The organism is Corallococcus sp. AS-1-12 (assembly GCF_020036995.1).
Taxonomy (GTDB): Bacteria; Myxococcota; Myxococcia; order Myxococcales; family Myxococcaceae; genus Corallococcus.
This window is the reverse complement of the sequence record NZ_JAIQDD010000005.1, coordinates 310,413-330,104: the sequence shown is the minus strand read 5'-3', so window position 1 is coordinate 330,104 and position 19,692 is coordinate 310,413. Positions and strand designations below refer to the sequence as shown.

14 protein-coding genes are annotated in these 19,692 nt (G+C 69.5%); all 14 read left to right on the top strand.

What is annotated here, in order from left to right; translation table 11 throughout:
- Nucleotides 1-30: 30 nt before the first annotated feature.
- Complete coding sequence (locus K8556_RS11065) at nt 31-1,443, top strand: sigma-54 dependent transcriptional regulator (RefSeq protein ID WP_223740002.1); 1,413 nt, start codon at nt 31-33, stop codon at nt 1,441-1,443.
- Between the two features lie 227 nt (nt 1,444-1,670).
- Entirely contained in the window at nt 1,671-2,753 is a 1,083-nt protein-coding gene (gene pilM, locus K8556_RS11060) for a type IV pilus assembly protein PilM (RefSeq protein ID WP_014399064.1), read from the top strand.
- 30 nt (nt 2,754-2,783) lie between these two features.
- Nucleotides 2,784-3,467: a PilN domain-containing protein gene (locus tag K8556_RS11055; RefSeq protein ID WP_223740001.1), complete on the top strand. Its 684-nt coding sequence runs from the start codon at nt 2,784-2,786 to the stop codon at nt 3,465-3,467.
- Nucleotides 3,468-3,489: 22 nt separating this feature from the next.
- Nucleotides 3,490-4,113 (top strand): type 4a pilus biogenesis protein PilO, encoded by a 624-nt coding sequence (locus K8556_RS11050; protein WP_223740000.1) that lies wholly within the window; start codon nt 3,490-3,492, stop codon nt 4,111-4,113.
- Nucleotides 4,114-4,157: 44 nt separating this feature from the next.
- Complete coding sequence (locus K8556_RS11045; protein ID WP_223739999.1) at nt 4,158-4,718, top strand: pilus assembly protein PilP; 561 nt, start codon at nt 4,158-4,160, stop codon at nt 4,716-4,718.
- A 58-nt stretch (nt 4,719-4,776) separates the two neighbouring features.
- Complete coding sequence (pilQ, locus tag K8556_RS11040) at nt 4,777-7,533, top strand: type IV pilus secretin PilQ (RefSeq protein WP_223739998.1); 2,757 nt, start codon at nt 4,777-4,779, stop codon at nt 7,531-7,533.
- 30 nt (nt 7,534-7,563) lie between these two features.
- Nucleotides 7,564-8,250, top strand: coding sequence for a hypothetical protein (locus K8556_RS11035; protein ID WP_223739997.1), 687 nt, complete (start codon nt 7,564-7,566; stop codon nt 8,248-8,250).
- Entirely contained in the window at nt 8,251-8,613 is a 363-nt protein-coding gene (locus tag K8556_RS11030; RefSeq protein WP_014399058.1) for a hypothetical protein, read from the top strand. It abuts the gene before it with no gap.
- Nucleotides 8,614-8,754: 141 nt separating this feature from the next.
- Nucleotides 8,755-9,336 carry an elongation factor P gene (gene efp / locus K8556_RS11025; RefSeq protein WP_223739996.1) on the top strand — a complete coding sequence of 194 codons (582 nt, stop codon included), beginning with the start codon at nt 8,755-8,757 and terminating at the stop codon, nt 9,334-9,336.
- Between the two features lie 40 nt (nt 9,337-9,376).
- Nucleotides 9,377-9,967 carry an acetyl-CoA carboxylase biotin carboxyl carrier protein gene (gene accB, locus K8556_RS11020; RefSeq protein ID WP_223739995.1) on the top strand — a complete coding sequence of 197 codons (591 nt, stop codon included), beginning with the start codon at nt 9,377-9,379 and terminating at the stop codon, nt 9,965-9,967.
- A gap of 76 nt (nt 9,968-10,043) precedes the next feature.
- Entirely contained in the window at nt 10,044-11,429 is a 1,386-nt protein-coding gene (gene accC, locus K8556_RS11015) for an acetyl-CoA carboxylase biotin carboxylase subunit (RefSeq protein WP_223739994.1), read from the top strand.
- Between the two features lie 192 nt (nt 11,430-11,621).
- On the top strand, nt 11,622-14,786 hold the full coding sequence (locus K8556_RS11010; RefSeq protein ID WP_223739993.1) for a tetratricopeptide repeat protein: 3,165 nt from the start codon (nt 11,622-11,624) through the stop codon (nt 14,784-14,786).
- Nucleotides 14,787-14,812: 26 nt separating this feature from the next.
- Nucleotides 14,813-15,754, top strand: a complete 942-nt coding sequence (locus K8556_RS11005; protein WP_223739992.1) for an ExeA family protein — start codon at nt 14,813-14,815, stop codon at nt 15,752-15,754.
- Nucleotides 15,755-15,758: 4 nt separating this feature from the next.
- Entirely contained in the window at nt 15,759-19,685 is a 3,927-nt protein-coding gene (locus K8556_RS11000) for a translocation/assembly module TamB domain-containing protein (protein ID WP_223739991.1), read from the top strand.
- Nucleotides 19,686-19,692 lie beyond the last annotated feature (7 nt).

Below are 19,692 nucleotides of genomic sequence, written 5' to 3'. Positions count from 1 at the left end.
GGGCCGGACGGCATATGATGGGCATCCCCCATGCCCCTCTTCCGCACCGTCCTCGTCGCCGACGACGAGCCGTCCATCCGCCACATCCTCACCCTGGTGCTCACCGACAAGGGCTATGACGTGCGCGCCGTCGCCGACGGGGACGAGGCCCTGCGCGAGCTGTCCACGCGCGCCTACGACGTCCTGGTGACGGACGTGCGCATGCCCAAGCGCGACGGGCTGTCCGTGCTCAAGGCGGCGCTCGCGGAGCAGCCCGGCCTCACCGTGGTGGTGATGAGCGCGTACGGCTCCCAGGAGCAGGCGCTGGAGGCGGTGCAGGCGGGCGCCTACGACTACGTCCAGAAGCCCTTCAAGCCGGAGGAGATCGTCCTCGTCCTGCGCAAGGCGGAGGAGCGCGAGCGGCTGGTCCGCGAGAACCGCCGGCTGCACGAGGCCCGGCTCCCCGGCGCCTCCGGGGACCACATCCTGGGGAGGAGCGCCGCGCTCCAGGCGGTGCTCAAGCAGGTGGCGCGCGTGGCGCCCGTGGACACCACGGTGCTCATCTCCGGGGAGAGCGGCACGGGCAAGGAACTCATCGCGCGCGAGCTGCACGGAAAGAGCCGCCGCGCCGCCATGCCCTTCGTCGCCGTCAACTGCGGCGCCATCCCCCACGGCCTCCTGGAGAGCGAGCTGTTCGGCCACGCGAAGGGCGCCTTCACCGACGCGCGCACCGCCCGCCGGGGCCTGTTCTCGGAAGCCGACGGCGGCACGCTCTTCCTCGACGAGGTGGGCGAGCTGCCCCTGGGCGCGCAGGTGAAGCTGCTGCGCGTGCTGCAGGAGGGGGAGATTCGCCCGGTGGGCGAAAGCCGCGTGGAGCGCGTGGACGTGCGCGTGGTGGCCGCCACCCTGCGCGACCTGGGCAAGCTGGTGTCCCAGGGCGACTTCCGCGAGGACCTCTACTACCGCCTCAACGTGGTGAACCTCACCCTGCCGCCCCTGCGCGAGCGCCGCGAGGACATCCCGCTGCTCGCCCACGCCTTCCTCCAGCGCTTCAACCGCGACTTGAACCGGGACCCTCCGGTGGAGGGCTTCACCCCGGAGGCGGAGGCCCTGATGACCGCCTACGCCTGGCCGGGCAACGTGCGCGAGCTGGAGAACGCCATGGAGCGCGCGGTGCTGCTCGCGGAGGGCACCCACGTCGCGCCCGGCAGCCTGCCGGAAAAGCTGTGGGCGGCTTCCGCACCCGCTCCGGCCGGGACGGCTCCGCCGCTACAGGATGGCAGCGACCTGTCGCTCAAGCGCGCCATCCGGGAGCTGGAGGAGTCCTACATCCGGGCGGCGCTGCGGCGCACGAAGGGCAACCGCACCCGGGCGGCGGAGGTGCTGGACATCAGCCACCGGGCGCTCCTCTACAAGATCAAGGAGTACGGCATCGACCCGGACGCGGAGGGCTCCCGGACCTGAGGGCAGGAAAGACGCCCGGCCGGCGACCCTTGAGGAATCCTCCAGCGCCATTTGACGGAACGCCGCCGGGGCCGGAAAATCGGGCCTCCGCGATGGTGGGCCAGGGGGCGCGGTCGTGGCTGGCATTCACGGCGCTCCCCCGTCCGCAGGGCGGCCGGGCGCCAAGCACTTTTTAGGAGGGGTATCAAGCCGGTGCTACGCTGGCACCCTCTCCGATGGAGTTACGCATGGCGAAGGGCAAACTGGCACTCGGGCTGGATATCGGGTCGACGTCGATCAAGATGATCATGCTCAAGGAGCAGCGCAAGCGCGGTGAAGTCGGCTACGCGCTCCAGAGCTTCGGAATGAAGCCGCTGCCTCCCGAGGCCATCGTGGACGGCGCGTTGATGAACTCCACGGCCATCGTCCAGGCCGTCCAGGAGCTGATGTCCGAGCTGAAGGTCAAGGGCAAGGACGTCGCCATCGGCGTGTCCGGCCACTCGGTCATCATCAAGAAGATCCAGATGCCCCGCATGAGCCAGGAAGAGCTCGAGGAGAGCATCCAGTGGGAGGCGGAGCAGTACATCCCCTTCGACGTGAAGGACGTGAACATCGACACGCAGATCCTGGACGGCGGCGGCAACGACGCCACCGGCCAGATGGACGTGCTGCTCGTCGCCGCCAAGAAGGACATGATCAACGACTACACCACCGTGGTCTCCGAGGCGGGACTGGCCCCGGTGGTGGTGGACGTGGACGCGTTCGCCGTCCAGAACATGTTCTCCACGAACTACGAGCTGCCGGACAAGGAGACCGTCGTCCTCATCAACGCCGGCGCCTCCGTGGTGAACATCAACATCATCGCCAACGGCGTCACCGTCTTCACCCGTGACGTGACCATCGGCGGCAACCAGTTCACCGAGGAGATCCAGAAGCAGCTCAACGTCTCCTACGAGGAGGCGGAGGCGCTGAAGATCGGCGGCAACCGCGCGGACGCGGACGCCGTGGTGCCCCAGGACGTGGAGCGCGTGCTCTCCAGCGTGGCGGAGCAGGTGGCCGGTGAAATCCAGCGCTCGCTGGACTTCTACGCGGGCACCGCCGCGGACTCGAACTTCACCAAGGTCTACCTCTCCGGCGGCACCGCGAAGATCCCCGCCCTGTTCAAGACCATCGAGGCGCGGACCGGCGTCCCGGTGGAGATCCTCAACCCGTTCCGGAAGATCGAAGTGGACAACCGCAAGTTCGACCCCGCGTTCATCATGGACGTGGCGCCCATGGCCGCGGTGGCAGTGGGACTGGCGCTCCGGCGCCCGGGCGACAAGCTGGGCTGATACCGCTCTGGCCACGAGGAACTCACGCACATGATGATCCGAATCAACCTGCTGCCCGTCCGGGCGGTGAAGAAGCGGGAGATGGGCCGGCAGATCCTGGCCCTCTACGCCGCGGTGCTGATCGCCGCGGTGGTGGGTAATTACTTCTGGTACGCGGACCGCGACGGCGAGCTGCAGCGGGCCAACCAGGGCATCGCCCAGACGCGCGCGAAGATCGCGGAGCTGGAGAAGGTCATCGGCGAGGTGACCAACATCAACGCCCGCAAGACGGAAGTGGAGAAGAAGCTCGCGGTGCTGGACGCGCTGCGCAAGGGCCGCAACGGGCCGGTGCGCATGATGGACGCGCTGTCCTCGGCCATCCCCAAGAAGGTCTGGCTGAAGAACTTCGTGGAGTCCTCCAACAGGGTCACCATCGACGGCTCGGCCGTCAGCCACGACGAGGTCGCGGAGCTGATGCGCGGTCTGGGCAGCATGGTGTGGACGCCCAAGGGCATGGGGCGCCTGGTGGATCAGGGCCGCAATGCCAGCAAGACGTCGCGCGTGGAGCTCTTCAACACGGAGACCGCCAGCGTGGAGGAGTTCTCCGCGAGCGACATCAAGCCCTTCTTCGGCAACGTCGAACTGACCAACGCCGTGCAGAGCAAGCCCGGTGCGGCCGGCACGGCGACGTACGTCGACTTCAAGCTCACCCTCACCGCCAACTACGCCATCTGATTGGCGGCGAAGGACCCCTGTCATGGAAAAATACCTGGATCAACTGGCGAAGGCCCCCCCCGCGGCGAAGTTCGGCGGGCTCGCGGCCATCGTCGTCGTCTTGACCGTGGCCAACTTCTTCACCCTCATCCAGCCCACGGAAGAGAACATCGCCCGCCGCGCGACGGAGCGCCGCAAGCTCGACCTGGAGCTCGCGGAGAAGAGCGAGATCGCCCAGAACCTCAACGAGCGCCGCCGTGAGATGGACGTGCTCGAGCAGAAGCTGGCGGAGGCCCTCACGGAGCTGCCGGAGCGGCGCGACATGGAAGAGCTGCTCGCGCAGATCAACGACATCGGCAAGAAGTCCGGCCTGGAGATCGCCCGCGTGGAGCCCGGCAAGGAGTACGTCGAGGGCAACGAGTTCTTCGCGCGCATCCCCATCAAGATGACGGTGAGCGGCAACTACCACGAGATCGCCATGTTCCTGCAGGAGATGGCGAACATGCGCCGCATCGTGAACGTCAACAACATCAAGCTCGATGGCGCGGCCCTGAAGAACGAGAAGGTCGTTCTCCAGAGCAGCTTCCTGGCGACGACGTTCCGGTTCGTCGACACGAAGGCCGCCGGTACGAAGCCCGCCGACAAGAACAAGAAGAAGAGCAACTAGAAACTTGATCCGCCCGGCAACAAGGGCGACAAGGGATGACGCGGATGAAGACGTTCAAGTCCACGATGACCGTTGCGGTGATGGCCCTGACCCTGTCCGCTTGTGGGGACACGCCCAAGGCCAAACCCCCTGCTCCTGCCAAGGCCGCCGCCCCCGCGCCGGCCCCGGTGGCGGAGAAGACCGAGGCGTCGGCGGCGCCAATGTTCGTCTACACCTACAGTCCGGTGGGCAAGCGGGACCCGTTCCGCAGTCCGCTGGAGGAGCTCGGGCCGGTGGCGCGTGACGCACCGGAGCGGGCCTGCAATGAACCCCTGTGCGTGTTCGACCTCGACCAGCTCAAGCTGGTGGCGGTCGTCACGGGGGACGCCAGCCCGCTGGCGATGGTCGAGGACCCCCTGGGTCGCGGCCACATCGTCCGGCGCAACACCCGCGTGGGGCGCCAGGGCGGCAAGGTCACACAGATTCTCCGGGACTCGGTCACCGTCACCGAGGTCTTCACCGGCGCCAAGGGCGAGCTCATCAGCAATCCGGTGAGTCTCCAGCTCAAGGCGGATGGCGTGAAGGACCCCGCCTACAACCTGATGACGGGCAAGAACTGGGAGTAGCGCCCCACGGCGCGCCCGCGGGCAGTCGTCGCCCGCTTCCAACTTGTTGAGGGGACGCATGCTCGAGCAGAGCGCTGTGACGAGGGGCAAGTGGATCATGGCGGCCGCATGGGCGGTCGTCCTGGCAAGCGCCAAGGTGTACGGCGCGGATCTCAATACGCTGAGGGACCTGCAGGTGTCCCGGACGGGAGCCGGTGCCCAGGTCGTGGTGACCGGGACCCGGCCGCCCACCTTCACCGTCTTCCGGCTCAGCGGGCCGGAGCGGCTGGTGGTGGACCTGTCGTCCGCGGACGCCACCGGCATCAAGGGGCACCATGACGGCACCGGTCCGGTGTCCGGCGTGGTGGCCGCCCAGTTCTCCGACGCGCGCGCCAGCGTGGGCCGCGTGCTGGTGGCGCTCGATCAGGCCTCCCAGTACGACGTCCGCGCGGAAGGCAACCGCGTGGTCATCTCCGTGGACGGCTCGCCGGTGGCCCCCGCCGCCGCGACCGCCCAGGCTCCGCAGGCTCCAGCCGCGGCGAAGCCGGCGGATGCCGCGCCGGTGAAGGCCGAGCCCGCGCCGGTGGTGGAGGCGATGGTGGCGGTGGTGCCGGAGGAGGGGACCTCTTCCAAGGCCGCCCCGTCCCAGGCGCCGGGCCGTGAGAACGTCGTCGCCACGGAGGCGGATGAGCGCGAGGTGGCCCACCCGGCCCAGCGCATCACCCGGCTGTCCCTGGACGGCGAGTCGCTGCGCGTCGCCGCCGACGGCGACATCGCCCGCTACGAGGTCCTGGAGCTGGTGGACCCGCCGCGCCTGGCCGTGGACGTGTACGGCGTGGGCCTGAGCGCGAAGGGTCCCAAGGTGAAGGGCAACCTGCTCAAGGACGTGCGCGTGGGCGCCCACGAGGACAAGGTGCGCCTGGTGCTCGTGGCCAAGGGCGACATGCCCGCCTACCGCGTGGACCGCGCCGAGCGCGGCCTGGAGGTGGTGCTGGGAGGCGCGGTGGCGCGCAAGTCCAAGCCCGCCCAGCCCCGTGACGCGGTGGCGGAGACGGAGCCCCTGCGCCCGCAGCCCCTGCCCGTGCAGGAGACGGCGAAGCCGCAGCCCGCGGTGGCGCAGGCCGCGCCGCAGCCGGCGGTGGTGGAGGTCAAGGACCTGTCCTTCGACGAGAGCCCCTCGGGCGGCCGCGTGCAGCTCAAGCTGTCCGGCGCGACGGCGTGGAAGGTGGACCGGCCGGATCCGCGCAGCGCGGTGCTGACGCTGGAGAACGCGCGCCTGCCCAAGAAGCTGGAGCGCAGCCTGGACACCAGCGCGCTGGACACGCCGGTGAAGATGATCAGCGCCTTCAGCGTGCCGGGCGAGGGCCGCAAGGTGCGCCTGGTGGTCGCCGCGGACGGCGCCATCGAGGAGAACGTCACCCAGGGCGCCAACAGCCTGAGCTGGCGGCTGGACGTGCAGGGCGTGAAGACGGAGGAGGTGGCCGTCACCCAGCGCACCGCCGGCTTCACGGCGGAGGCCCCGGCGTACGCGGCGGAGGGCGCGCCCCAGCAGGCGCGCTACCGCGGCAAGCGCGTGTCCTTCGAGTTCAAGGACATCGACATCCAGAACCTGCTGCGCGTCATCGCGGAGATCTCCAAGCGCAACATCGTCGTGGCCGACGACGTGTCGGGCCGCGTGACCATCCGCCTGCGCAACGTGCCCTGGGACCAGGCGCTGGACCTCATCCTGCGCACCAAGCAGTTGGGCCAGGAGCAGGTGGGCAACATCATCCGCATCGCGCCGCTGAAGACGCTGGAAGAGGAGGCGCGGCTGCGCCAGGAGCGCAAGAAGTCGCTGCAGCAGCAGGAGGACCTGCTGGTCAGCCTGGTGCCGGTGAACTACGCGGTGGCCGGTGACATGTCGGCGCGCGTGAAGGACGTGCTCAGCGACCGCGGCTCGGTGACGGTGGACACGCGCACCAACGTGCTCATCATCAAGGACATCCGCTCCAACACGGAGAAGGCGCGCGCCCTGGTGCGCAGCCTGGACACGCAGACGCCGCAGGTCCTCATCGAGAGCCGCATCGTGGAGGCGAGCACGTCCTTCAGCCGCAACCTGGGCGTGCAGTGGGGCGGTCAGACGCGTCTGTCGGCGGCGTCCGGCAACCCGACCGGCCTCATCTTCCCCAGCACCGTGGGTGTCACGGGCGGCGCGGGCGGCACGGCGGCGGGCGTTCCGGCCCAGCCCAACTTCGCGGTGAACCTGCCGGCGGCGGTGGGTCAGGGCCTCGGTGGCGCCATGGGCTTCGCCTTCGGCTCCGCGGGCGGCGCCGTGCAGCTCAACCTGCGCCTGTCCGCGGCGGAGTCCGAGGGCACGGTGAAGACCATCTCGTCGCCCAAGGTCACCACGCTGGACAACAACACGGCCCGCATCAGCCAGGGTCTGTCCATCCCGTTCAGCCAGACGTCGGCCGGCGGCGTGAACACGACCTTCGTGGAAGCGCGCCTGTCGCTGGAAGTCACGCCGCACATCACCCAGGACGGCAGCATCCTCATGTCCATCGCGGCGCAGAACAACCAGCCGGACCCGTCCAACACGGGCGCCAACGGCCAGCCGTCCATCCAGCGCAAGGAGGCCAACACCCAGGTGCTGGTGAAGGATGGCGACACGACGGTCATCGGCGGCATCTACGTGCGCCGCGGAAGCTCCTCGTCCGACTCGGTGCCCTTCCTGTCGAAGATCCCCGTGCTCGGCTTCTTCTTCCGGAGCACCCTGGAGACGGACGTGCGGCAGGAACTGCTCATCTTCATCACGCCCCGCATCCTCAACCGGCAGACCATCGCGCAGAGCCTCTAAAGGCACCGCGCCTGATTGGGAGACACTCCAATGAAGCCCTTCTTCATCGCGGCGGCCCTGTCGCTCGGGCTCTGCTCGTGCTCTGAAAGCGCCCCCGTCGTCCAGATCCTCCAGACCATCCAGCCGGACGACAGTTGCGACTTCGGCGCCAACGATACCGGCATCGCGGCGGGTTCGCTCAACCTGGCCTACCGGAACGCCTACGTCCTGGGGCTCATCGTCAAGTCGACCTACACGGCGACGCCCATCGAAGTGAACGGCGTTCCCCTGGAGCCGGAGACCGACGTCGGTGGTTCCGCCGCCGCCTTCGTGGACACGCTCAAGCTGTCCTACTCCTCGACGCCGAGCATCAACATCCCCGACGGCGAGGTCCCCTACACGGCGGTCATCAACCCCGCGTCGGACGAGAACAAGCTGGTGGTCAACCTGATGACGGCGGAAGCCGCGACGGCCCTGCGGACCGCGCTGTCCGGGACCGCGACGGCCACGGTGCGGGTCACCGTGCAGCTCGCGGGCAAGTTCGCGTCGGGCGGCAAGACGTTCGAGTCGAACGAGATCGTCTACGGCATCGACGTCGCCAACGGGACCCCCGCGCTTCCGGCCTGCTCCGGGACCGAGACGCCCAATGTCCCCGCCGGCCCGTGTGGCTCCGGGGCCGGTCAGGACGGTCAATATCCCTCGTGCCAGCCCGCGGCGGCACCGGGCGTTGGGGGCTAGATGGCCTTCCGCACACACCTTGAAGCGGTGGTGAACCAGGTGGACGGGGCCCTCGCGTGCAGCGTGATGGGCTTCGACGGCATCTCCGTGGAGACGTTCCAGAAGGACGAAGCCACGGAGCTGGACGTGTCCGGCACCTGGGTGGAGTACGCCAACCTGCTCACGCAGTTGAAGAACGCGGCCGAGTCCCTGAAGACGGGCACCGTCACCGAGGTGTCCGTCAACAGCGAGAAGGTCCTCACAGTGATGCGCCTGCTGACGCCGGAGTACTTCCTGGTGCTGGCGCTGCGCGCGGACGGGAACTTCGGCAAGGGGCGCTATGTGCTGCGCGTCACCGCGCCGCAGGTGAAGGCGGAGCTGTAGCCGCGCACGTCCGCCCGGGCAGGGGCTTGTCGAGCCTGCCCGGCGACGCAGCGTGCCTCCGCTTTCCTCTTTGCAGGAACCAGGGCATGGGCTAGACACCCCGGACTTTCGCCTTTACGTCTGTATGAAGGAGTCGGTCCCATGGCCGGGTTTGTCGACACGTCCGAATTCCGCAATGGTTTGAAGATCTTGTGGGAGGACAAGCCGTACGTCATCGAGTACTTCCAGCACGTCAAGCCTGGAAAGGGCTCCTCCTTCACCCGCACGAAGATCCGCAGCCTGCTGGATGGCCGCGTGCTGGAGCCCACGCTGAAGTCCGGCGACAAGGTGGGCACCCCGGACATCGAGTCCAAGGACATGCAGTTCCTGTACGTCCAGGGTGACGAGTACCACTTCATGGAGAAGAAGACCTTCGAGCAGACCTTCCTCACCAAGGAAGGCCTCGGGGAGTCGGTCAACTTCCTGAAGGAGAACCTCGACGTCGAGATCCTCTTCTGGAACGGCAAGGCCATCAACGTGACGCTGCCGAACTCCGTGGACCTCAAGGTCACCAAGTGCGACCCGGGCGTGCGCGGCGACACCGTGTCCGGCGCCATGAAGCCCGCGACGCTGGAGACCGGCTTCACCGTCAACGTGCCCCTGTTCATCAACGAGGGTGACGTGCTGAAGATCGACACGCGTGAAGGTGGCAAGTACCTCACCCGCGTGGCCACCGCGGGCTGAGCGCCGCTTCCCTTCACCTGTCGACCCGGGAGGGGTCTGAATGGCAACGAAGCGCAAGGCAACCCGGTCGGCCGAGTCCTCGGGCGCGGCCTCCGGGCGGGATTCGGGTTCCACGTCGCTGGACGTGGAGGCCCTCCGGCAGATCGTCGAAATCCTGGAGGCCTCCGACGTCACCCGGCTGGTGTGGACGAAGGGACCGGAGAAGCTCTACATCCGCCGCGGTCACGCGCCGGAGACGACCATCGTGCACCACACGGCGCCCTCGGGCCCCGGGGTGACGGTGTCGCCGCCGGTGGAGTACGCCGCTCCGGCCGCGCCTCGTGCGGCCCCCGCCGCCGCGCCCTCGGCTCCGGCCGCGGCGCCGGCGCCGGAGAAGCCCGCGGAGAAGCCGGGTCACCTGGTGACCAGCCCGTTCGTCGGGACGTTCTACCGGACCCCCGCGCCGGATCAGCCCCCGTTCGTGGACGTGGGCACGGTGGTGCGCAAGGGGCAGGTGCTCTGCATCGTGGAAGCGATGAAGTTGATGAACGAAATCGAGTCCGAGGTCTCCGGCCGCATCGCCGAGGTCCTCGTGGAGAACGGTCGCCCGGTGGAGTTCGGCCAGGCGCTGTTCCGCATCGAGCCGGCCTGAGTCTGCTGACCCGTCAGGCGCGTCCTGTCCCTTCCGGGCGGGACGCGCCCCAGGCCCTCGCGTTAGGAGCACGGCCGTGTTCAAGAAGGTACTGGTCGCCAACCGCGGGGAGATTGCCCTGCGGGTCATCCGCGCATGCCGTGAGCTGGGCATCGCCACCGTGGCGGTGCACTCCACCGCCGACGCCAACGCGCTGCACGTGCGCTTCGCGGACGAGGCCGTCTGCATCGGGCCGCCTCCGTCCAAGGAGAGCTACCTCAACGTGCCGCAGTTGCTCTCCGCGGCGGAAATCACGCGCGCGGACGCCATCCACCCGGGCTACGGCTTCCTGTCGGAGAACGCCGAGTTCGCGGAGGTCTGCGAGAACTGCAAGATCCGCTTCATTGGCCCGCGCCCGGAGATGCTGCGGCTGATGGGCAACAAGGTGCGCGCGCGCGCCGCGGCCCGCGAGGCCGGCATGCCGCTGCTGCCGGGCAGCCCCGGCACGGTGAAGGACCCGCGCGAGGCGGAGGCGTTCGCCAAGGAGATCGGCTTCCCGGTCATCCTGAAGGCGGCGGCGGGCGGCGGCGGCAAGGGCATGAAGATCGTCCGCGAGCCGGGCGTGCTCGCGCAGGCGTTCTCCACCGCGCAGGCGGAGGCCCTGGCCTCCTTCAACAACGGCGACCTCTACATCGAGCGGTACGTGGAGAAGCCGCGCCACATCGAGATTCAGATCGTCGCGGACGAGCACGGGAACATCATCCACCTCAACGAGCGTGAGTGCTCCGTGCAGCGGCGGCACCAGAAGCTCATCGAGGAGAGCCCGTCGCCCGCGCTCACGCCGGAGCTGCGCCAGCGCATGGGCGAGGTGTCCGTCGCGGCGATGAAGAAGCTCCGTTACAACAACGTGGGCACCATCGAGTACCTGCTCGACGAGCGCGGCGAGTTCTACTTCATGGAGATGAACACGCGCATCCAGGTGGAGCACCCCGTGACGGAGCTGGTCATGGGCGTGGACCTGGTCCGTGAGCAGATCCGCATGGCCTACGGGCACCCCCTGCGCTTCAAGCAGGAGGACGTGCAGATCCGCGGGCACGCCATCGAGTGCCGCGTGAACGCGGAGGACCCCGTCACCTTCGCGCCGTGGCCGGGGAAGATCACCGGCTACAGCGTGCCGGGCGGCTACGGCGTGCGCGTGGACTCCGCCGCGTACGAGAACTACACGGTGCTGCCGCACTACGACAGCCTGCTGTCCAAGCTCATCGTCCACGCGGAGGACCGCGAGACGGCCATCCGCCGCATGCAGCGCGCGCTCTCCGAGTACGTCGTGGAGGGCATCCGCACCAACATCCCGTTCCACCGGGCCGCACTGGCGGAGGAGTCCTTCCAGGAGGGCAACTACGACACCCGCTTCGTGGAGCGCCTGCTGGCGAGCGAGACGGGTTCGCGCCGGCTGAAGAAGGCCGTGGAAGAGACGCCGTAGCGCCTGGCCGTGAAGGCGTGGAAAACCCGCCGGGCGTGCGAGCGTCCAGGCGGGTGATCCATCCCTGGGGGAGGGCAGGCTGTTTCTTGACCCGCATCGGAGGATTCCGTTAGCCTCCGATGCTCCCCCCCAGAGAAGGACTGAAACCCGCGAAGTTCCTCGGGGTTTCTGCCTGCCGGAAGCGCACGCTCGATGGACAAGAACAAGATCATCGAAGCCGCCGCGAAGCTGGTCGCGAAGGGCGCGTACGACAAAGCCATCAAGGAGTATCAGAAGGTCCTGGAGGTCGACCCGAAGGACATCCGGGTCCTCCAGAAGATGGGGGAGCTGTACCAGAAGAAGAACGACAACGCGCAGGCGGCGCACTTCTTCACCAAGGTCGCGGAGAGCTACTCCTCGGACGGCTTCTTCCTCAAGGCCGTCGCCCTCTACAAGCAGGTCCTCAAGCTCAACCCGAACCTGCTGGAGGTGAACCTCAAGCTGGCGGAGCTGCACCAGCAGCTCGGGTTGATGTCGGAGGCGATGGCGTACTTCCAGATCGTCGCCAACCACTACGACAAGGCGGGCGACACCAAGTCGAGCCTCGACACGCTGAAGAAGATGGTGGATCTCGACCCCGAGAACGTGGCGTCGAAGATCAAGCTCGCGGAGCTGTACGCGCGCGAGAACATGACGAAGGAAGCGGCGCAGGAGTTCAAGCGCGCCGCGGAGTACCTCAAGCGCAACGCCCGCGCGGACGACTGGCTCCGCGTCGCGGAGCGCCTCTCCGCGCTGGAGCCGGACAACCTCCCGCTCGCGAAGGAGCTGGCCTCGTCGTACCTGCAGCGCGGCGACCAGAAGCGCGCGCTCGCCAAGCTCCAGGTGTGCTTCAAGGCGGATGGCCGCGACGTGGAGACGCTGACGCTCCTGGCCCAGGCGTTCCAGGGGCTGGGCCAGGTCTCCAAGACGGTGTCCGTCTACAAGGAGCTCGCGAAGATCCACCAGGAGCGCGGCCGCACCGCCGAGTCCGACGGCGTGTGGACGCAGATCGAGCTGCTGGATCCGCAGGATCCGGACCTGCTCGCGCGCCGGGGACCCGTCGCCGAACCGGAGCCGGAGCCCGCGCCCGCCGCCGTGCATCACCACGAGGAGCCGGCCGCGCCCGCGTGGAGCGCGCCCGCCCCCTCGGCGCCCCCGTCCCGTCCCGCGCCCGCCGCGCCGCCCGCGGCCGTGGCACCGCCCGCGCCGGCGGGGATGAGCCGCGAGCAGCTCGCCAAGCTGCTGACGGAGACGGACGTCTACGTAAAGTACGGGCTCCACGACAAAGCGCTGGAGCACCTGCGCAAGGTCTTCTCCGTGGATCCGGAGAACCTGGACGCGCACGAAAAGGCGTACCACATCTACGTGGCGGCCAATAACGGCGCGCAGGCGTCCGAGCAGTTGCTCAACGTGCTGCGCCTGTGCACGCGCCGCGCGGACGTGCAGCGCGCGCAGCCGTACCTGGCGACCATCCTCCAGGAGAACCCGGCGCATCCCGAGGTGCCCGCCTTCCTGTCCGTGCTCCGCGCGGAAGGGGGCGTCGTGGCGCCGGCGATGACGCCGGGCGTGGAGTCGCTGGAGGAGGACGCCATCCTGGTGGACTCCAACGAGGACGAGATCCTCGTCGCGGATCCGCCGGAGGACGCGCTCGCGCAGCCCTCGGGTGACGAGCTGGCGCTCGCGGCGCTGAGCCACGGGTCGGACTCGGATGAAATCGTCGACGACGAGGTCGCGGAGACCACGTTGAGCGGCGAGGAAGCGGTGATGGGCGAGCCCATCAGCTCCGCCGAGAACACCGTCTACGACCTGCCGCCGCAGGACGACCTGGTGATGGGGTCCGACGAGGACTCGCTGGTGCTCGCGGACGAGCCGGGCCTGGGTGGCCTGGATGCGTCGGACGACGAGCCCCTGGTCGCCCAGGACGACGCGCTGGCGTACGCGGCGGACGCGGGCGGCGACGAGCCCATGGTGCTCGCGGACGAGCCCGGCGGCATGTCGCTGGGGGACGAGGAGGAGGCGCCGCCCACGCGCATCCTGTCCCCGTCCCGCGCGCTCCTGGAAGAGGCCGCGCCGGACACGCGCCAACTGCCGACGCTGGACGACAGCGGCGACGACGAGGCCCTGGTCGAACCCGGCATGTCGCTGGGCGAGGACGACGACGCGCCCACGCGCGTGGGGCTCGCGCCCCTGGATGCCTCCGCGCTGGACGACGCGGGCCTGGACGAAAGCTTCGCCGCGCCGGCGGAAGAGCCCGCCTACGCGGAGGGCATGTCGCTGGGCGACGAAGAAGAAGACGAGCCCACGGCCGCGCACATGGTGCTCCCGTCGGTGGAGGGGCTGTCCTACGACGAGCCCCAGGCCGACGCGTTCGAGGACACGCCGGAGCCGGAGCCCGAGGCCCTGGCGGACGCTCCGGAGCCCGAGCCCGAGCCGGAAGCGGAGCCCGAGGAGGAGCCCGCCTCCGAGGAGTGCGACGAGGCGTCGTTCTTCCTCGACCAGGGGCTGCTGGAAGAGGCGCGCGAAATCCTGGAGACGGTGGCCATCGCGTTCCCGGGCCACGTGCGCGCCGGCGAGCTGATGGCGCGGCTGGAGGAGCTGGAGGCCGGCGGTGGCGCGGCCCCCGAGGACGACGCTCCCGCCGAGCCCGTGCACGTGCCCTCCGTGCAGCCGGTGACGGAGGCCTCGCTCGACGACGGCGCCGGTGGCGGCGACGCGTTCGACCTGGCGGCGCAGTTGGCCGGCGAGCTGGACGACCTGGGCGGCGAGTCGCTGGCGGCGGTGCCTCCGGCGGACGAGGACTTCCAGTACTCAGTGGACGAGGTCTTCGCCGAGTTCAAGAAGGGCCTGGCCAAGGTGGTGAAGCCCGAGGACGTGGACACGCACTACGACCTGGGCATCGCCTACAAGGAAATGGGCCTGCTGGACGACGCCGTCCACGAGTTCGACGTGGCCCGCCAGGGCTGCGTGGGCACCCCGCGCGAGCTGGACTGCCTGACGATGATTGGCATGCTGCACACGCTGCGCGGCAAGCCGGAAGAGTCCGTGGCGGTGTTCAAGGAAGGGCTTTCCAACGTGCTCGCGACGGGCGAGGTGGCGAAGGCGCTGGGCTTCGAGCTGGCGAGCGCCTACGACGCGCTCAACGAGCAGGGCAAGGCGCTCTTCCACTTCCAGCGTGTGGCCGCCATGGACGCGAAGTACCGCGACGTGGGGTCGCAGGTGACGCGGCTGTCCGCGCTGACCGCACCGGAGGAGGACCCGCTGCCTCGCGCCGGAAAGGGCCCGGCGACGCCGGTTCCCGCCGCGGGCGCGCAGAAGGCTCGTAAAGTAGGGTACGTGTAGCGCGTCCCCACGAGGCCCGGCGAGCGATGACGACCTACCTCGATTTCTTCGAACTCACCCAGGAGCCGTTCTCCAACGCTCCGGTGAGCCGCTTCTATTACAACTCCGCGCAGCACTCGCAGGCCCTCACGCGGCTGATGCACGCCGTGGGCTACATGAAGGGCCTGTCCATCCTCATTGGCGACATCGGCGCGGGCAAGACGACGCTCGCCCGGCGCATGCTCGACTCGCTTCCGGAGTCCGAGTACGAGGCCGCGCTGCTCGTCATCATCCACTCGGGCATCACCGCCCAGTGGCTCCTGCGCCGCATCGCGCTCCAACTGGGCGTGGAGAACCCCGCGCAGGAGAAGCTGGCGCTCCTGTCGCAGCTCTACCAGCGCCTGCTGCAAATCTACGAGTCCGGCAAGAAGGCCGTCGTCCTCATCGACGAGGCGCAGATGCTGGAGACGCGCGAGCTCATGGAGGAGTTCCGGGGGCTGCTCAACCTGGAAGTGCCGGAGCGCAAGCTCATCTCCTTCGTCTTCTTCGGCCTGCCGGAGATCGAGAAGAACCTGAAGTTGGACCCGCCGCTCGCCCAGCGCGTGGCGCTCCGCTACAAGCTGGAGCCCTTCACGGCGGAGTCCACGGAGGCGTACGTGAAGCACCGGCTGCGGCTCGCCGGCTGCCCGCGGATGCCCTTCACGCCGGAGGCGCTGCTCGCCGTGCACGAGCACTCCGGCGGCACCCCGCGCGTCATCAACACCCTGTGCGACAACGCCCTCTTCGAGGCGTTCCTCGCGCGCTCGGAGACCATCGGCGCGGAGCTGGTGCACCGCATCGGCCAGAACCTGGGGCTCCAGGGGGGCTCGGCTGCCTCCCAGGCGAGCGAGCGGGCGAGCGCTCCCGCCACGTCGCTGCCCCGGACGGCGAACACCAAAATCGACCTGGCGGAGATCGACCGCTACCTCGAGGGACTCGGTAAGCTCTAGCGGCTTGTCCCTCCCCAGCCGCAACAGTGCAGCGCGCAAGGCGCTCTTGTTGGTGCTCCTCGTGGTGTCGGGGAGCATCCTGCTGTTGCGTCAGCCGTTCACCTGGGACGCCGCCTGCACAGTGGCGCGCAGGCACCTGCCGGACCTGCTGGGCGTGGACGTGGGCATCGGCCGGTGCGAGCTGGATCCGCTGGGCTCGCGCGTGGTGCTGCACGGCGTGTCGGTGTTCGCGCCGGGCAGTGACACGCCGCTGTTCGCCGCGGACGAGGCGGAGGTGGCGCTGGGCTTCCTGTCGCCCCTGTCCCGCCGCTTCATGCTGGGCCACGTGCGCGTGCGCCATCCGCGCGTGGCGTTGGACCTGTCCCGGCCCTCCACGGCCCCGCCTTCCTCCGACGGAACGTGCCCGCTCACGCCGCTGACCCGCGTGGGCGTGGGGCGCGTGGACATCACCGGCGCGGAGGTGCGGCTCGCGCTGCCGGACGGGCGGGGCGTGGAGGTGGAGAACCTGGACGTGGGGTGGGTGGAGCACTGGGGCGCGATGGAGCTGGAGGTGGGCGCGCGGCGGGGCCTGGTGCGCCTGGGCGCGGGCGGCGGCGAGCTGACGCTGGGGAAGCTGGGCTTCACCGGCGCGCTGGACCCCGACGAGGGACTGCTGGACGTGGAGCGCGCGGAGGTGACGCTCGACGACGTCACCGCCACGGTGTCCGGCCGCGTGGAGACGCTGTGCCACCCGGTGCTCGCGCTGGACGCGCAGGTGTTCCTGCCGCTGCGCACGCTGTCGCAGGCGAAGCTGCTGCCGCGTCCGGCCACCGGGCACCTGTGGACGCGCCTGTCCGTCACGGGGAAGCCGTCCTCGCTCGCGGTGGGCGCGGACCTGTCCGCGAGCAACCTGGCCTATGAGCAGTACGGCCCGGTGAGCCTCAACGCGCGCCTGTCGTACGCGGGGGACAGCGTGCGCGTGGAGTCGCTGGAGGCCCCGCTGGGAAGCGGCAAGGTGAAGCTGTCGGGCGCGTTGAAGCTCACGCCGGAATTGCCCGTGGACGTGACGCTCCAGACGGAGGACGCGTCCTTCGGGCGAATCCTGGAGCGCGCGGGCGTGGCGGGCTCGTGGGTGGATTTCCCCGCGACGGCGAACGCGCACCTCACCGGGACGCTGCTGCCCCGGCCGTCCCTGTCCGGGCCGCTGGACCTGCGCAGCGGCCGCTTCGTGCTGGCCACGCGCGCGTTCGACGCGCCGGTCAGCGCCGGCAAGACGCTGCTCACCTTCGAGCGGGGCCGCGCGCAGACGGCCGTGAAGCTGACGGGGGACCGCGTGTCCTTCAGCCGCCTCACGGTGGAGTCCGGGCGCTCGCGCGTGCACGGCGACGTGACGCTCTACTTCGACACCGTGCGCGGCCTGGACATCCAGGGCAACGGCGAGCTGGAGCTGTCGGACTTCGGCCACATCGCGGAGCTGCCGTGGTCCGGGCGGGGCTCGGCGAACTACTCCATCGTGGGGCCGTACTCGGACGTGAAGGTGGACGCGAGCCTGTCCCTGCGCGACTTCACCTTCTGGGGCTTTGGCCTGGGCGTGACGCAGGCGAAGCTGTCGTACTCGAATGGCCTCTTGTCCTTCCCGTCGCTCACCGGCCAGAAGGGGCGCACGCAGTACTTCGGCAACGCGAAGCTCACCTTCGCGCGCCTGTTGCACCTGCACCTGGACGTGACCGTGCCGCAGGGGCGCACCGAGGACCTGGTGGACCTGGTGGCGGGCCTGAGTCCGTCCATCGCCGTGGTGCAGGGCCAGTTCGCGGGCGCGGCCTCGGGCCGCGTCGAAATCGACAGTCCCCTGGAGAAGCTGGAGGGGCTGGTGGCCTTCGACCTGCGCGACACCACGTACCTGGGCCGCCGGCTGGGCGCGGGCTCCGCGCGGCTGCGCTTCGTGGACGGCAAGGAGATGGTGCTGGAGCGCACCGTGCTGGACGGCAGGCTGGGGCGCACCTGGGTGGAGGGCTCCTTCGGCTTCACCGGGGGCGCGCTGGACTACCGCTTCGGCGGTGAGAACCTGTCGCTCGCGGAGGCCGTGGGGCAGGAGACCGCGGAGGAGATGGGCATCCAGGGCACGCTCGCGCTCGCGGGCACCGTGGCGGGCTCGGCGGACAAGCCCGACATCCAGGCCACGCTCAAGGGCCCGCGCATCACCTTCGCGTCGCGCGACCTGGGCGCCATGGACCTCGCGCTGCACCAGGAGGGCAAGCAACTGCGCATCACCGGGCGCCCCTTCCGCGACGCGCAGGGCTACCTGAACATGACGGTGAAGGAGCCCTACCTCTTCGACTCCACCGTCGACCTGCTGCTGCCTGAAATCAGACCGCTGCTGCCGCAGACGCCGGCGCTGGCGGGCGTCACCGGCATGCTCGCGGGGCGCGTGACGGTGCAGGGCCCGCTGTTGCAGCCGGAGGGCTACTCGGTGGGGGCCACGGTGCGGGAGCTGTCGCTCGCGCGGGGCGACCTGCGCGGCCGCAACCAGGGGCCCATCGTGCTGACGTACCTCAACGGCCGGCTGGACGTGCAGCCCTTCCGCTTCAGCGGCGCGTCGGTGGACGTCACGCTGGGCGGCTGGATGAGCCGGCGCGCCATGAACATGAGCCTGCGCGAGGGGCGCATGGACGTGCGGCTGCTGGAGCCGCTGTTGCCCGGCATGGAGCGCGTGGGCGGCCAGCTCCGCGTGGACGCGGAGGCCACGGGGCCCCTGGACGCGCCGTCGGTGGTGGGCACCGCGGAGCTGTCCGACGTGCGGCTGTCCATGCGCGACCTGCCGCTCACCGTGCGCGGCATGTCCGGCCGCCTGGAGATGACGGGCCAGCGCGTGCTGCTGGAGCACCTGCAGGCCCAGGTCAACGAAGGCCAGGTGTCCGCGCGCGGCGACATCCGGCTGGAGCGCTTCGTGCCCAAGCGGCTGGCGCTGACGCTGCAACTGGACGCCGTGCCGTACCGGATGACGGAGGACCTGCCGCTCACCGTGTCCGGCCTGCTGCAGGTGGTGGGGCCGCCCACGGGGCCCACCGTCACGGGCGGGCTGGACATCATCAAGCTGCGCTACCAGAAGCCGCTCGACATCGAGGCGCTGCTCAAGACGATGCAGAAGAAGCCGAACCTCGCCGTGGGCGGCGGGGGCGAGCGCGCGAGGGACCCCTTCTTCACCTGGGACGTCAACGTGCACTTCGGCGACGTGCGCGTGGACAACAACCTGGCGAAGGCGCGGCTGTTGGGCGACGTGCGGCTCACCGGCACGGACGTGAAGCCGGGGCTCCTGGGCCGCGTGGAGGCGGCGGAGGGCAGCCAGGCGTTCTTCCGCAACAACCTCTTCACCATCGACCAGGGGCAGTTGGAGTTCCGCGACGCGTCCGGCATCGATCCGGTGTTCGAGGTGCAGGCGCAGACGTCCGTGCGCGAGTTCGTGGTGAAGCTGCACGCGTTCGGCCGGCCGGCCAACCCGCTGGTCGTGCTGTCCTCGGAGCCGGTGCTCACGGAGGGGGACATCCTGTCGCTGCTGACACTGGGGGTGACGAGCGCGGACAAGGACACGGCCGCGTCGGCGAGCTACGGTCTGGCGGCGGAGGCCCTCTTCAACGTGTCGGGACTGGACCGGCAGGTGCGCCGGTTCCTGCCCAGCAACCCCGTTCTCCGGGATTTGTCCCTGCAGATCTCCACCACCTACAACGACGCCACCCGGCAGGCGGAGCCCACCGCACAACTGGAGTCGAAGTTCCTTTCCGAGCAGCTTAAAATCGGGATGACCCAGCCAGTGAGTGGGCGAGGCACCCGGGCACGCGCTGAGTACCGCTTCGACGACCGTCTTTCCGCACAGGCCCAGTGGGACAACGAGAACAGCCAGGCGTCGTTCGGAAACCTCGGGCTCGAGCTGAAGCTGGGCTGGGAGGTCGAGTAGCCGCGCT

What these genes read in the sequence shown, in the direction of transcription:
- K8556_RS11010 (WP_223739993.1), top strand. Translation starts at nt 11,622, where the DNA reads ATGGACAAGAACAAGATCATCGAAGCCGCCGCGAAGCTGGTCGCGAAG.
- K8556_RS11035 (WP_223739997.1), top strand. Translation starts at nt 7,564, where the DNA reads ATGAAGCCCTTCTTCATCGCGGCGGCCCTGTCGCTCGGGCTCTGCTCG.
- K8556_RS11050 (WP_223740000.1), top strand. Translation starts at nt 3,490, where the DNA reads ATGGAAAAATACCTGGATCAACTGGCGAAGGCCCCCCCCGCGGCGAAG.
- K8556_RS11055 (WP_223740001.1), top strand. Translation starts at nt 2,784, where the DNA reads ATGATGATCCGAATCAACCTGCTGCCCGTCCGGGCGGTGAAGAAGCGG.
- K8556_RS11065 (WP_223740002.1), top strand. Translation starts at nt 31, where the DNA reads ATGCCCCTCTTCCGCACCGTCCTCGTCGCCGACGACGAGCCGTCCATC.
- K8556_RS11005 (WP_223739992.1), top strand. Translation starts at nt 14,813, where the DNA reads ATGACGACCTACCTCGATTTCTTCGAACTCACCCAGGAGCCGTTCTCC.
- pilM (WP_014399064.1), top strand. Translation starts at nt 1,671, where the DNA reads ATGGCGAAGGGCAAACTGGCACTCGGGCTGGATATCGGGTCGACGTCG.
- K8556_RS11030 (WP_014399058.1), top strand. Translation starts at nt 8,251, where the DNA reads ATGGCCTTCCGCACACACCTTGAAGCGGTGGTGAACCAGGTGGACGGG.
- K8556_RS11045 (WP_223739999.1), top strand. Translation starts at nt 4,158, where the DNA reads ATGAAGACGTTCAAGTCCACGATGACCGTTGCGGTGATGGCCCTGACC.
- accB (WP_223739995.1), top strand. Translation starts at nt 9,377, where the DNA reads ATGGCAACGAAGCGCAAGGCAACCCGGTCGGCCGAGTCCTCGGGCGCG.
- pilQ (WP_223739998.1), top strand. Translation starts at nt 4,777, where the DNA reads ATGCTCGAGCAGAGCGCTGTGACGAGGGGCAAGTGGATCATGGCGGCC.
- efp (WP_223739996.1), top strand. Translation starts at nt 8,755, where the DNA reads ATGGCCGGGTTTGTCGACACGTCCGAATTCCGCAATGGTTTGAAGATC.